This window comes from Bacillus sp. ISL-18, assembly GCF_018613415.1.
Lineage (GTDB): Bacteria > Bacillota > Bacilli > Bacillales > Cytobacillaceae > Neobacillus.
In genome coordinates this window covers 37,651-51,266 of sequence record NZ_JAGGQG010000007.1, presented here as the reverse complement: position 1 = coordinate 51,266, position 13,616 = coordinate 37,651, and the positions used below count along the sequence as shown (strand labels likewise).

Below are 13,616 nucleotides of genomic sequence, written 5' to 3'. Positions count from 1 at the left end.
AAAAATATGAAACAATTAGGGACGCTATCCTTTTTCAGTGTGAAAAAAGGAGCTGGAAAATCAACTAAATCTAATGAGAGTTTCTTTGTCCTCTCTCCAATCCTCGACGGTGTAATTTAATTGGTGTATAGTTTTCGGGGGTCTTCACAATCCTTCCCATTAACTCTCTGCCAGAAGGCATAAGGATTCTCGCACTTATCGATGAACTCTCCTGCTTTTGCGATTCTGCTGTCGTGTACAAATGTACACAGCCTTTCAGTCCCCATCTCAGAAGGGAAATCAAAGGAATAACGATCAGAATGAAATAGCGGATATTTTCATTCCTTTTCTTTTTTTGCTTTCTCATTCATAAATTCTTGAAGGAAGTCTCGTTCTCTGTACGGTACATCGGTGGTGATATTCTTTTTCTTTTCCTTGAATTTCATTATTCATCCCCCTAATAAAATCCAAAGGACAGTATAGCAGTATAGCATACTCTCAGAATCGGGTGGAACTTTTTGTTATTCGACTGAGGGGGGCTTTTGTGTAAGTGAAGGTGGTGCTGTGGCAGCATCTTTTCCTTACGTAACTAATGAGGCAGGTTAGTTCAACAAAATATCAATTAATAGAGGATTTTTAGCTTTCATAAAGAAAGAATAAGTAATTAAGTAGTGAGGGGATGAAGGAAATTTGTCAACAAGTAACAATATCATTCAGATAATGCCTTGGGAGGATAATAACCTTGATTTACTTTTTCGTTTAAACGCTCCAGAAATGATGCAGCATCTTGGAGGTTCAGAGAGTAAAGAGCAAATTTTGAAACGACATAAACGCTATCTTGAGCTTGGTAATAGAGGACGTATGTTCAGCATTATATTGTCGCCAAAATTAGAACCAGTAGGTTCTGTGGGTTATTGGCAAACTACTTGGAATAATAAAAGTGTTTATGAAACTGGATGGAGCTTTCTACATTAAAATAATAGGAATTAAATACAACATAATTCTCTATCTTATGTAAATAACCTGCTAAGTTTAAGGAGTTGCAACGCCAACTCTTTTTTTAATTTTAAATAAAGGTAGAAATATTTTTTGTATAAAATGTTTGTAAATGTGAGTATACTTAATGATTTAAAATAGAAGCTGATTATCATGCTGACCCGATTTGGTGCAACGGATGTGGCTGGAACTTAGATTTTCCACTAACGTTGCAGAATAGTTTAAGTTCATTACATTACAAACATGCACTACAGTAGGTAAAAAATACTTTAAAATACTTAAATTTCATTAAACATTCATAATTCTTATCTGAAATGATTAATTATACGTCTGATGGCACTAATAAAAGCAGAAGGAAACTAACCCCTCGATTATAACACCTCAATTATTATCAATTCAGCATGGATACAATAAAATAGGATAAAATAAGCCTTCAAGAGAGCGGTTTTTATTCCCTAAAATATTGAATGGTGATAATTATGAGTGTAATTTCTACCCCGTTATTAATTTCTATAGGAGTAACCTTTTTAATAATTTTTTACATTTTCAAAATAATGAAGGATTCATAATGGAGAAATTAATCTCCCCATAATTTAGATATATGAAGTGGAACATGTTCATTACCCTTTATTTGTTTGTGAATTAATGGATTTTTAAAAGGGTCATAATTTTTATTGTCTAGATTTTTATGACGTGCCCGTACATCAACCCCCAAGATACTTTCAACTTTTTTATAAATTGTCATTTTAAGCAACTCCTATTTTAAATTATAAATTTATTATGTAGATTTTTTTGCCAATAATTCAAATTTAAAAAGAAAACTTTTTAGGAAAGGTACCTAATTTCAAAACCTGTGTATTATATAGGGCGAATACCTATTCTTGGAGGTAATCAAATGAAGATAGAAAAATTGATTGCAGACGAGTTACAATGTATGTTTCTTGAAGAGAAACTAATTGATATTAATGAGAGATATATAAATCTTATCACCAAGCAATTAAGGACTGGGGAAATTAAATTAATGGAATTAACAAGGGATGATTTTGATTTGAAGGAAAAAGTGTTAGAGGCTTTACTTCGGATCTTAAACAAAAACTTTAAGCGACACATTTACGATAGTCTGTCATAGCTGTAAGCAGAAATGGCAGGTTGATTGGTTTGATGGTGGGTGTTACACCGCTAAGTATGGCTAAAGAAAAATAAAACTATTCTAGTGTAAGGCTTCCCTAGTGGGGAGTCTTTTTTGTCCTAAAAAAGTTCCCACCAGGCTTTTTTCAAAGTTAAAAAATAACCGATAGCAGATAATTTACCGAGAAAAGGGGAATCTATACTTTAAGAAGGGGTGATGAAACTATGACAATAAAAATTCAACGATTAGTTAATGTTGTTATGGTTTTACTATCATGGTTAACACTACCCTTATTAGGGTCACGCAACATAAAAAAATTTCTACCTGCATCCATCCTTATTTTAATCGTAGAAATGCTTCATGCACGATATGGGAAAAAACAAAGGTGGTGGGTCTTCTTTAATAAACCTAAATCCACTCTCTTTGGGGAATTTCCATTCCAAATTGGTCCATTTTTAGCAGTCTCTATGTGGTCTTTGAAATGGGCAAACGGATATTTTATATGGTTTATTTTAATCAATGGAATTATTAATGCTACCTTTGCTTATCCAATCACATATTTTTCAAGAAAATTTAGGTATTATACATTGGTTCGATTTAATAACTTTCAATTTTTCCTTTATTTCTTTTCTAAGGCATTTTTACTGTATTGGTTTCAATACCTTTTTGAATTAAAGGGTAAAAGAAAATTTTAAACTATTGCATTGGTAAAGGAATCATAATGGTTCCTTTTTTGTTGCACTAACGGGTCAGGTTTGTTAACAAGGAATAGTTTATGAATTGACTTAAAGTGCATTATAATAAATAAAGACCTCCATAGAGGTCAGCTGGTTAACTGCTTATTTTTAAACTCAACTTTTCGGGGTTGCCTTATTCTTACTCCTAAATGAATGGGTGTTGCTTTTTTCAAAATTCTTACGGGTTCATTTGGTTTGATTATTTTTTATAAAGAATGTGTCTTGTTCAAATTACTTTAAAGGTATCTCTTTAAAGTTTCTTGTAATGTGCCTCTAGTTTCAGCATCTTGTTGAAATCTTATTCCAGAATGAACCATTTTCTTCACAAGGTCAGGTCTGATTCCAGTAAGTATAGCTTTACATCCCATCATAGAAATACCAGCTAATATTTTTTCAAAGTAACCTATGACATCCCTTTCCATCATGGCTATTCCTGAAAGGTCGATAACAAGTGTCTGGATTCTAGATTTAGCTATATCATTTAAAATTTTTTCCTCAATTATTTTAATCCTGTACGAGTCAATGGTACCAATCAAAGGCAAAACAGAAAGCATTGAATTTACAGGAATAATCGGAACTGACAAATGTTCTACCATTTCTCTTTGCTGAAGGATCATTTCATCTTTGTAATCTGAATAACTAAGGAAAAAATTGTTTAGGAATTGATCGACTCTGTCATTTATTAGTTTTTCAAGTATTGAATATTCCGTTTTCCCTGTTATTATTGCCTGTTTTTCATCTATTGAATTTATAATCTGCCATACCGTTCTTCTAATTACAGATAACATATACCCTTTTTGTGATATTCTAAACCTAGTAGAATATAAAAGGTTTAATTTTTTGTTGATTAACTGAAGAAAAATATTAGAGAAAGTTCCAATTCGGCTAACGGTGCAGGTTAATAGAAAAACGCTTTAAGACGTACCAACAATATTTCCGAAATTTTGTCCGCTACGCAGAGTTCAACCCAAAAAAGTCGATTCCTCCTCACGATTAAGGAATAGACTTTTTTAAATTTGTAGAATATTTATAAATCAATTGTATTTTTAAATAATAATTGATTATAGATTAGAAACATTGATACAAAGATGTCTTTTTTACTTTAATGATAGGATTTAAACAATAGTGGATTGTATTTCTTTTTTTCACACATATCAGTGATATAAGTTGCTAATTGTTGAATACCGAGATGTATCTTATCTTCATTTACTTGTGAAATGCTTAGTCGAATGGCTTGTTGTTTATTTTCAGGTAAGTACATTCTAGAAGCGTTGTCTACATAAATATGTTTTTCATGTAATAAGTAAATCAATTTATTGACATCTATATGTGAAGGCAAAAAGAGGGTGAGATAAAAACCACATTTTGGTTTTGTAAAATGAACATAGTTCGGTAAATACAATGAACAGGCTTTTAATAATGTTTTCATTTTTTTTAGGTACAATTTCTTTACGCTTTCTAAATGATATTGAAACATACCATTTTTTAAGTAGATTTCTAATGCTCCTTGTGAAAGGGTCGATGAAGTGAAATCTGTGCTAAATTTATAGCTTACGAAGGTGGGAATCATTTTTTCAGGGAGCACAACAGTGGCAATGCGTAGCCCTGGCAAAAATACCTTCGAAAAACTCTTTACATAAATGACCCTTCCGTTCGGTTCATACGCAAACAAAGGGTCTGCTTTTAAATCAGGATCTAACTCTGCTAAGAAATCATCCTCTACAATGTATACATCGTATTTTTCTGCAAGAGCAACGATTTTTTTCTTTTCTTCATTTGTATAATGATGCCCAAGTGGATTATGGCATCTTGGAATGATGTAAAAGAATTTAATATCATTGGTTCGAAATAAGTTCTCAAGCCTTTCAAAATCAATACCCTCCATTGTTAATTCAATTCCCAACGTTGTAATCCTATTTAACTGTAAGGTATCTATCATACCAAAGTAAGTAGGCTGCTCAATTAATACATTCTTTTTCCCATTTGGAAACGGCATGATGGATAGAATGTGAAGCGCTTGTTGTGAGCCAGAAGTAATAACAAGTCGTTCAGGTTTCGTGAATACTTGTAAATGTTGTAAATACGTTGCAAGCTCCTTTCGTAAAGAAAAAAGTCCTTGTTGCTCACTATAAGTAAATAATTGTTCTTTATAATGGTCAATTGCCTGATTCATACAATGCTGAAAATCCTCATAAGGCATGATACGTTTATCCGGACCAGCAGATAAAAAATCAATATCATTTTCTTGTGGACTAGGTGTTTGGTAATAATCAACAACGTAATAGCCACTTTTCGGTTTAGCATAGATAATATGTTGTTGTTCCAATTCAAGTAATGCCTTTACAACAGTATTTTTACTACATTTAAATTGTTCAGCGAGCAGCCGAATAGAAGGTAATTTATCACCTGTTTTTAACTGCTTATCCTTTATTTGTTGCATCATCCATTCTAAAATACCTCTATATTTTGTAGTCATATAGATTCTCCTTCGTATCTGTACCATGACAGATGTGGAATTTTACTGTATTAAAAAGAGTCGATACCCATTACAATCATGTTTAATAAGCTTATTAAACATGATTATGGAATACATTTGAATGTTTGTGAAGGGGGAATTTGAATGGAAAACAATATTAAAAGGGGAATGCTGATCGGCTTTATTGGCATAGTTTGTTTTAGTCTCACATTACCAGCTACACGTATTGCTGTCCCTTATTTCGGTGAGACAATTGTTGGGTTGGGTAGGACAGTTATTGCGGCAATAATCGTATGTTTCATTTTTATTATAAAAAAAGAATCATTACCTAATAAAAAACAATTGAAAAGTTTAGGAATTGTCGCCGCCGGTGCTGTACTTGCCTTTCCGTTATTAACAACATTTGCAATGAAATCACTGCCCGTTTCGCATGGTGCAGTTGAACTGGCTCTACTACCACTTGCGACAGCTGGTTTTGCTATGTGGCGTGGAGGAGAGCGCCCATCGAAACGCTATTGGATTTCGAGTATTATTGGTGCAATAGCAGTGCTTCTTTATGCCGTGTATTTAGGTTTAGGTCAATTACAAAATGGAGATGTTGCACTCATTGTAGCTGTTTTAATACTTGGATTAAGTTATGCAGAAGGCGGAAAACTATCAAAAGAGCTTGGTAGTTGGCAAGTCATCGCTTGGGCTATATTAATTGGAGCCTCGTTTTTTATATTTCCTGTTTGCTTAAGCATATCAGTCGATATGTTACAAGCACCAATCGAAGCTTGGATAAGTTTGTTCTATTTAGCTGTTGTAAGCCAATTTTTAGCATATGTCGCTTGGTACGGTGGAATGTCCTTGGGAGGGATTGCAAGAGTTGGACAGATTCAATATTTACAGCCCTTTTTAATGATTGGATTTTCTGTATTTTTCTTAGGAGAATCGATTAAATGGCTTACGATTGTTTTAGCGATTGTTGTTGTAATATGCGTAATAATTGGAAAAAATGAAGCTGTGATAAAGAAGGAGTCACATGATAATAATAGTGCTTTTCATGATAAAGGTAAAATTTTGTGAATAAATATACTTAAGCTAACGGGTGCTTTTACACAATAAGGAATCCTATTTAAGTGCTTAAAAAATAGGTGACAGGGAAAAGGGCAGTTATTTTTTTCGTACATTCATTGGCTAATAGCACAAGCAGAACATGCCGTCTGTTTTCAGTCTAAAGATGGAAAACAGACGGCATGTGATTTTTTTATAAACGTTCGATGATAAACCCAAAAATCAGATCCAATAATTCCTGACTCCAGAAAGTACCCTCATGCGGTCCATGATCAACCTCAATCATTTGGGCATCTGCTCCACAGTCACACAATTTATGGAACATCATAAGACTCTGCTCATATGGGACCGGCTCATCGTTATTTCCTTGTACCAGCAAAAATGGCGGATACGTCATTCCTTCCTTTACTTTGTAAATGGGACTCATATCCTTAAAAACATCCAAATTTTCTTTTGGATTTCCTCCCGCCAGAGCAATATCGACGGGAGTAGGATTTTCAAGCCGAGCTTCCCGCTTTAGCAAATCTGCAGGACCAAAGCAATCCACGACCAGCTTAACTCCATCCGAATAATCGGCATATTCCTCCGTTCGATAGGCAGGATCATCAGCTGTAAGCCCAGCCAGCAAAGCCATATTTCCCCCGGAGGAAGTACCCCAAATCCCAATTCGCTCAGAATCGATATGATATTCCGCGCTCTTTGCTCTCATGAATCGGATTGCTGTTTTTACATCCTCAAAGCAGGCCGGCCAAGAATTTCCTTCCAAACTGTTCCGGTGAGTAATGGTGGCAATCACATAGCCTTTTGCAGCAAGTTGGGAGAGCTGTGGAATTTGATAATACATATTGGGATAAGTCCAGCCACTGCCTTGCACGAAGACAATACATGGGTACTTTTCCTGTGAGTCTTCGGGAAACTGCGGCGATATAATCGTCATCTTCGTACCTTTTGGTTGGGAGAGTGAATAAATAATATCTGGGAATATGTGTGCCAAGCCTTTCAAAGACGGATTGTAATCAATTTTCTTAATTACTGGATATGTCATATTCAAATCACCTCTATTAATATTTCGTTGCATTTTGTATTTCCTTACAAATCCTTGATTGCCATTTCCAGATTGATCGTTCAGCCATCACTTTTCCGGTGCTAAGAAACCCGCAGAAAGGGGACGGAAGCCTACACTAGTACATCTGTCTGGATTAGATTTAGGATCTGTACATTTTCAGCATCTTTATCTAATTGGAAGTTTACTTTTTTATCTCCACAAACCAGCTCATAATCACCAAGGAATCCTTCAAAGGAAACCATTCCGTTGTCATCTGTCTTGCAGCACACTTTTGTCGACCAGTCTTCTTTGATTAGTTTCTGCAGGACTTTGTAAGACGGTTTTAAACTATTATCTTTTCTGATGAAGCCTGAAGGAGCACCAATCCAGGCCCCATCATCACTGAACTGCCACGATGAAATGGCTTCAACTCGTGGATGTTTAAACAAAATCGAATACATTTCTTCTACTTCTTTTGCCTGGCGTTCTTCGTCTTCTGGGGTAGAGGGCCAATCTGGAATCTGGTAATCATTCAGGTCGCCAATTTCAGACGGCATAAGATGCCCGGATAACAATGAGTTTTCCGTAAAGTGAATCGGAAGACCAAAGCGGGAGAAACGGTCTAGTACATCTTCTAATTTCTCACGTCCCCAATAACCCTGATGTTGATGAGACTGAATTCCAATCGCATCAATTGGAACCCCAGCTTGTAAACATCCATCAATTAAGATTTCATAGTTAATCGATGTATTAAAATCATTTAATAATAGAGTCGAGCCGGGATTAGATTCACGTGTTTTCGCAAACATTTCTTTAATCATGCCAACACGGCCAAGCTCTTTGCAAATCCGGGTAATGCCGTTGTCATATTTATCATAGATGGGCATGATCACTACTTCATTGATGACATCCCACATATCAATTAAGCCTTTGAAGCCGGTTACTTCACGTTCAATTCTCACCAGCAGTGCTTTCAAGATTTCCTCATTGCTCATATCAAGAAGCCATGGAGCCGTTGCGGTGTGCCAGACAAGAGGATGTCCTTTCACGGTTACGTTTCTTTCTTTTAACCATTGTGCAGCAGCCTTTAATTCGTTTGTCCGCGGTTTTCCTTTATCAGGCTCAAACCCACCCCAATAGTCAGGAAAAACTCCCCAATAGAAGGGCAGGGTGGCAAAATTAAAAACATCTAAGAATTTATCCAACTTATCTTCCAAAAAGGCAAGTCTGTCTGCTGTTACACTTTTATTTGCTACTTCGATCGTATCAAAAATACCGCAGCCAAATAAAAACTGATGGTTTACTAGTCTTAGTGAGACATCCTTTCCTTTAACAGGATTTCCTGATTCATCCACAAGTTTAATGGTCTTGCGTGCCATTCGGTGTGCAAATTCATTTGTCTGGCCCATTCTATCCCTCCAATAGTTCATCCATGTTTCGCATAGCCTGCTAGAGAAAACGCTTTCGTATTTCTATTAAATTTTACCAGACTTACTTTATCCAGTAAACTAAGTATCTAGAAATATAGTTAATTTTTTCACTTTTTTGCCTTCCATATGAATAATTGATGAGGATCTAGCTCTTCCATTCAAAAACTCATAAATAAGGCTTTTTTCGCATACATTGTTGATGAATTTGTGATCGTGACTTATTTTCTACATTGATTACCCGAGCCAACCAAAGGGGAGTGTTTAAATGCCTAATTCATCTCAAATTAACTACTTGGATTTGTTTAAAGAACATACTGTCAGTTCCCATGATGGGACCACGATTGGTTACAGAAGTTTGGGGGAGGGGCCTGGAATTCTCATTATACATGGTGCATTTAGCGATTCAGAAGATTATACGGAATTGGCAAAGCATCTGGCCCAAAACTTTTTGGTGCACATCATGGACCGAAGGGGACGGGGAATGAGTGGGGCACAAGGAGAAAATTATGGGATAGGCAAAGAACTTGAGGATATTCAGGCCGTTCGAAATAAAACGAAGGCCAATTTTATCGTGGGGCATAGCTACGGTGGATTGGTCGCACTCGAGGCTGCACGACAAGACCCTGCCATTGAGAAAATAGCTCTCTATGAGCCAGGTGTTTTCATTGACCCACAGCAATGGCAGTGGTTGACCGATTACGAACTGGCCATAAAAAATAAAGATGATCGAGAGGCCTTCGCCCATTTTGTTCGAGGGATTGGACATACACCACCCCTAACAAAGCTGCCGAAATGGTATGTGAAAGGTTTATTAAAACTAATGGTACGCGGACAACGCTGGGAAAGAATAGTATCCTTGCTTCCAGAAAATTTAAATGAACATCGAGAAGTGATGCGGCTTTCGGGCACTTATAGAAATTACCAGGGCGTAGAGGTCGATACACTTTTAATGGTGGGAGGCAAAAGTTCTCCCCGCATAAAACAAATGATTCTAGAACTCGAAAGAACAATTTCAAAATGCCGCACTTTGACCATTCCTAAAACAGATCATTTTGGACCGGATAACCATCATGTGCCTAAGGAGAATAGCAAGCCATCTTCATTCATTTTTTGCCTATAAATAAGAAAAATTCTCTTTATTTCACATTGCGACTCCTTTTATTTTCAAACTTTTTAAAAAATAATGATAATAATTATGTAAGCAATTAGTTGATTTAGTAAACAAACTATCATAAGGAAGAGATTTGATAAAAAAGCTAAAAAACTAATAAACTCTAAGCCAGATCTACTAGGTTGTGAATAGATACTGATTCCACTCTCTGTATATCAATTTAATCAGTAAAAAACATAGTTCCTACATAAAAATTTAAGAATGAAAATCAATGGAATTTCGTATTTAGGGAAGTCGGGTTTAGCTTTGGCGGAAAACGAAGGCTGGGGCGAGTCCTGGAGCAATTATACTAATGAATCTACTTGGCAAGTCTTAGAGACGTTATATGCGGTGGCGAAGGAAGCGGAAAAAACGCCGGCTCAAGCGGCCATTAACTGGCTATTAAATCAACCAGCTGTAACATCTCCAATTATTGGTGCAAGAACGATGGAACAACTGGAAGCAAACCTAGGTGCATCCGGATGGTCCTTAACGAAGGAGCAAATCGTCCGATTGAACAAAGCCAGTGATTTATATGTTACCTACCATTTAATGAGGATGCTATAAACCAACGAAATGAAGGCAGAGAGTAACTTGAAAATAGGATACACTAATTTCTAATTCTACTAATAGCAGGAGAATGATGGGATGGAATATCGTAATCTAGGATGGGTTCTTACCAATCTGGTAAGCATGAATTCTTTATCGGGATCAGAATGAAAATATTCCGATCGAAGTGGAACTTTATTTTCTGAATTAGGAAGCAATTTTATCGGAATAAACTTGCCAATAGCTGTTTGGGTTCATTCATTTTATCCCTTCTGTGTAGAGATTATAAATCCTGCATTGGAGGGATAATTTCACCTTCTCCCAGTACAGGTTCATCTAAATTTTATTTCCTCCAACCAGTGAATAAAAGGTTGAAATATCTCTCCAGGATTTTTCTCATAAAGGAATCTCCGAAAAAAAGAGAACTTCGTCTCCTTAACCACTCTAATCCATTTTCAATAGTGGAAGCCACATGATAAAAGCACTCCTAATGTAAGAAGAAACAGTACCAAGGCTTATTCCCCCATGATTTGTTTATATGGAGAATTGAACAGCTTAGTATCATTGAACCTTGTTGAACCTTGTTGACAAATTGTCAACAAAATAATATAGTTTACTAGCTGAGTATATACTCTAGTATATGAGGCCCCAAGTTATACCCCAAAACGTGATGAGGCGTAACAGGTGTAGTACGTCCCGTCATATAAAGGTCCTCCCCTTACATAACAACTCATTAATGCTTGGTTTAATGTGCTGTACTGATGATTCTTCATAGAAGATATAATGTCAAACTTATTAATATCAGTCTTTTTGTTGTTCATGGCTTTCTATTTTACATCTAAAGAAATAGAAGCGATCAACGCAACTGATTGAGGTGATGAAATGTTTATTGAACGGATTAGAAAGACAGATTATTTATTAGTTTTGACGATTATTTGTATTTGTTTTTTTGGCATGCTTATGGTTTATAGTGCAAGTTATCCATACGCAGCCATGAATTATGATGATCCTAAATATTTTTTCCATAAACAATTCCACTCGTTATGCATCGGATTGGTATTAATGGCCATTACATCCGTTATTCCTTATCGTCTTTATGGAAGACTTAGTCCAATCTTAGTGGTACTTTCCATTTTGGCCTTGCTAATGGTCTTGACTCCAGGGGTGGGGGTTGAAAGAAATAACTCGCAAAGATGGCTCAGCGCAGGTCCGTTGATTGTTCAGCCTACAGAAGCGGTGAAACTTGCCATGATTATTTATTTCGCCTATATCTACTCCAAAAAACAAGACTATTTAGATCACTTTTGGAAAGGTGTCATGCCTCCACTTTTTATACTAGGCTTAGTGTTTTTCCTCATCTTAAAACAGCCTGATTTAGGAACAGCTACTTCGATTCTATTACCCTGTGGTTTCATTTTACTTTGTACAGGAGTAAGAGTGATCCACTTAGTGCTTTTAGGCAGTATCTCAATAGGAGGAATTGGCTATTTAGCGATTTCAGCTCCCTATCGTTTGAGAAGGATTATGACTTTCCTAAATCCTTTTGAGGATCCGGATGGTGAAGGGTTTCAATTAATAAATTCGTATGAAGCAATCGCTTCCGGTGGTGTATGGGGGAGAGGATTTGGACATAGTGTTCAAAAATTGGGGTATCTTCCTGAAGCACATACTGATTTCATTATGGCAATTATTTTAGAGGAATTTGGGGTGTTTGGTTTGTTGTTTATTACCCTATCTTACCTCGTAATTATGTATTGTGGTGTACGCATTGCACTCAAAACCTATCAACCATTTGGCAAGTTATTAGCGATAGGACTAACATTACAAATGATCGTACAAGCGGTATTTAACTTAGGTGCAGTTTCGTGCCTTCTACCCGTTACAGGAATACCGCTCCCTTTTGTAAGCTATGGAGGATCTTCGTTAATATTCATGTTAATTTCTTCAGGGATATTATTAAATTTATCATGGGATGAAAAGACCAATATACATAAGAAGCCCAGCTAAAAATAAGATTTTAATAGTTCTAGTATGAAAGGGTCTAATCAAAAAACTGCATTCAACAAACTAAAATACCATTCAAAACAGGAGATAGGAATATGAATAGAACAGAAAGAATGAAGAAAAAACAAAAAACATGGAGAAACATTCTATTAAGTTGTTTTTTACTATTGGGGTTAATAGTTGGTTATTGCATTTTTCAATATAGGTATGGACTATTGGAAGCAAGTGTTGGTCCCTATACGGAGGATCAAAGTTTAAATGCTGACTTCCAGGGTGCTGAACCTAAATTTGGAGAGATCAATATTTTATTAATTGGGAGTGATTCAAGAGGCGAAGATCATGCCCGTTCTGATTCATTGATGATCGCTCATTATAACCAACACACTCATGATTTTAGAATTGCGTCCATTATGAGAGACACTTATGTGAATGTTCCCGGTCACGGCAAACAAAAAATAAATGCTGCTTTTGCCTATGGCGGACCAGAGCTAATGAGGAAAACGATAAAAGAGAATTTTAATGTAGATGTCAACTACTATGCAATGATTGATTTTGAAGGATTTTCAAAATTGGTTGACATGGTTGCCCCGGAGGGAATTGAGGTTGATATTCCATATGAAATGTCTTATGGAATTGGGATGACCCTAATGCCCGGCAAACAAATGTTACACGGTGATAAGCTGTTAGGATACGTCCGTTTTCGTCACGATCGGTTAAGTGATTTCGGCAGGGTTGATAGACAGCAGGAAGTAGTTTCTAAGCTTAAGGAAGAAGCAGTCAGTGTTCAAAATTTCCTTCAGATTCCAAGAATTCTTGGAATGGCCGACCCTTACATTGTTACAAATGTAGACACACCGACACTGCTCTCCGTCGGCAAAGGTCTGTTTGAGGCGAAATCAAAACCAATCGAAACCATCCGAATACCTATCCAAGGGTCATATAGTAATGAGACGGTTAATGTCGGAGCTGTGTTAAAAATAGACATAGAAAAAAATAAACAGACCTTAATAGATTTCTTATCTGCCAACGGAGAAGAAACAAAATAAATCAAAGAAGTGAGTGGGA

At 36.1% G+C, this 13,616-nt stretch carries 12 protein-coding genes; 7 read left to right on the top strand and 5 right to left on the bottom strand.

What is annotated here, in order from left to right; all coding sequences use genetic code 11:
- Positions 1-669 precede the first annotated feature (669 nt).
- Positions 670-954, top strand: a complete 285-nt coding sequence (locus J7E81_RS11505) for a hypothetical protein (protein ID WP_251028596.1) — start codon at positions 670-672, stop codon at positions 952-954.
- A 598-nt stretch (positions 955-1,552) separates the two neighbouring features.
- Here the strand turns inward: J7E81_RS11505 and J7E81_RS11500 are convergent.
- Positions 1,553-1,720: a hypothetical protein gene (locus J7E81_RS11500; RefSeq protein ID WP_215042339.1), complete on the bottom strand. Its 168-nt coding sequence runs from the start codon at positions 1,718-1,720 to the stop codon at positions 1,553-1,555.
- Positions 1,721-1,870: 150 nt separating this feature from the next.
- On the opposite strand from J7E81_RS11500, the gene J7E81_RS11495 reads away from it, so the two are divergent.
- Positions 1,871-2,104, top strand: coding sequence for a hypothetical protein (locus J7E81_RS11495; RefSeq protein ID WP_215042338.1), 234 nt, complete (start codon positions 1,871-1,873; stop codon positions 2,102-2,104).
- Positions 2,105-3,077: 973 nt separating this feature from the next.
- Here the strand turns inward: J7E81_RS11495 and J7E81_RS11490 are convergent.
- Positions 3,078-3,629 (bottom strand): STAS domain-containing protein, encoded by a 552-nt coding sequence (locus J7E81_RS11490; protein WP_215042337.1) that lies wholly within the window; start codon positions 3,627-3,629, stop codon positions 3,078-3,080.
- 314 nt (positions 3,630-3,943) lie between these two features.
- Complete coding sequence (locus J7E81_RS11485; protein ID WP_215042336.1) at positions 3,944-5,317, bottom strand: aminotransferase-like domain-containing protein; 1,374 nt, start codon at positions 5,315-5,317, stop codon at positions 3,944-3,946.
- Between the two features lie 144 nt (positions 5,318-5,461).
- Between J7E81_RS11485 and J7E81_RS11480 the strand changes: the two genes are divergently transcribed.
- On the top strand, positions 5,462-6,385 hold the full coding sequence (locus J7E81_RS11480) for a DMT family transporter (RefSeq protein WP_215042335.1): 924 nt from the start codon (positions 5,462-5,464) through the stop codon (positions 6,383-6,385).
- A 181-nt stretch (positions 6,386-6,566) separates the two neighbouring features.
- Here the strand turns inward: J7E81_RS11480 and J7E81_RS11475 are convergent, their stop codons facing one another.
- Together J7E81_RS11475 and J7E81_RS11470 are read right to left on the bottom strand one after the other, a co-directional pair.
- Entirely contained in the window at positions 6,567-7,418 is an 852-nt protein-coding gene (locus J7E81_RS11475; protein ID WP_215042334.1) for a prolyl oligopeptidase family serine peptidase, read from the bottom strand.
- A 131-nt stretch (positions 7,419-7,549) separates the two neighbouring features.
- Positions 7,550-8,827 carry an endo-1,4-beta-xylanase gene (locus J7E81_RS11470; protein ID WP_215042333.1) on the bottom strand — a complete coding sequence of 426 codons (1,278 nt, stop codon included), beginning with the start codon at positions 8,825-8,827 and terminating at the stop codon, positions 7,550-7,552.
- A gap of 286 nt (positions 8,828-9,113) precedes the next feature.
- Here J7E81_RS11470 and J7E81_RS11465 point away from each other — a divergent pair, with 286 nt between their 5' ends.
- The 4 genes from J7E81_RS11465 (at position 9,114) to J7E81_RS11450 (ending at position 13,597) form a co-directional block, all read left to right on the top strand.
- On the top strand, positions 9,114-9,968 hold the full coding sequence (locus tag J7E81_RS11465) for an alpha/beta fold hydrolase (protein ID WP_215042332.1): 855 nt from the start codon (positions 9,114-9,116) through the stop codon (positions 9,966-9,968).
- 297 nt (positions 9,969-10,265) lie between these two features.
- Positions 10,266-10,565: an aldo/keto reductase gene (locus tag J7E81_RS11460; protein ID WP_215042331.1), complete on the top strand. Its 300-nt coding sequence runs from the start codon at positions 10,266-10,268 to the stop codon at positions 10,563-10,565.
- Positions 10,566-11,429: 864 nt separating this feature from the next.
- Positions 11,430-12,554: a putative lipid II flippase FtsW gene (gene ftsW / locus J7E81_RS11455; protein ID WP_215042330.1), complete on the top strand. Its 1,125-nt coding sequence runs from the start codon at positions 11,430-11,432 to the stop codon at positions 12,552-12,554.
- A 92-nt stretch (positions 12,555-12,646) separates the two neighbouring features.
- Positions 12,647-13,597, top strand: coding sequence for an LCP family protein (locus J7E81_RS11450; protein WP_215042329.1), 951 nt, complete (start codon positions 12,647-12,649; stop codon positions 13,595-13,597).
- The last annotated feature ends 19 nt before the right edge of the window (positions 13,598-13,616 follow it).

Coding starts and splice junctions, on each gene's coding strand:
- J7E81_RS11495 (WP_215042338.1), top strand. CDS start 1,871: ATGAAGATAGAAAAATTGATTGCAGACGAGTTACAATGTATGTTTCTT.
- ftsW (WP_215042330.1), top strand. CDS start 11,430: ATGTTTATTGAACGGATTAGAAAGACAGATTATTTATTAGTTTTGACG.
- J7E81_RS11450 (WP_215042329.1), top strand. CDS start 12,647: ATGAATAGAACAGAAAGAATGAAGAAAAAACAAAAAACATGGAGAAAC.
- J7E81_RS11475 (WP_215042334.1), bottom strand. CDS start 7,418: ATGACATATCCAGTAATTAAGAAAATTGATTACAATCCGTCTTTGAAA.
- J7E81_RS11470 (WP_215042333.1), bottom strand. CDS start 8,827: ATGGGCCAGACAAATGAATTTGCACACCGAATGGCACGCAAGACCATT.
- J7E81_RS11500 (WP_215042339.1), bottom strand. CDS start 1,720: ATGACAATTTATAAAAAAGTTGAAAGTATCTTGGGGGTTGATGTACGG.
- J7E81_RS11485 (WP_215042336.1), bottom strand. CDS start 5,317: ATGACTACAAAATATAGAGGTATTTTAGAATGGATGATGCAACAAATA.
- J7E81_RS11480 (WP_215042335.1), top strand. CDS start 5,462: ATGGAAAACAATATTAAAAGGGGAATGCTGATCGGCTTTATTGGCATA.
- J7E81_RS11490 (WP_215042337.1), bottom strand. CDS start 3,629: ATGTTATCTGTAATTAGAAGAACGGTATGGCAGATTATAAATTCAATA.
- J7E81_RS11465 (WP_215042332.1), top strand. CDS start 9,114: ATGCCTAATTCATCTCAAATTAACTACTTGGATTTGTTTAAAGAACAT.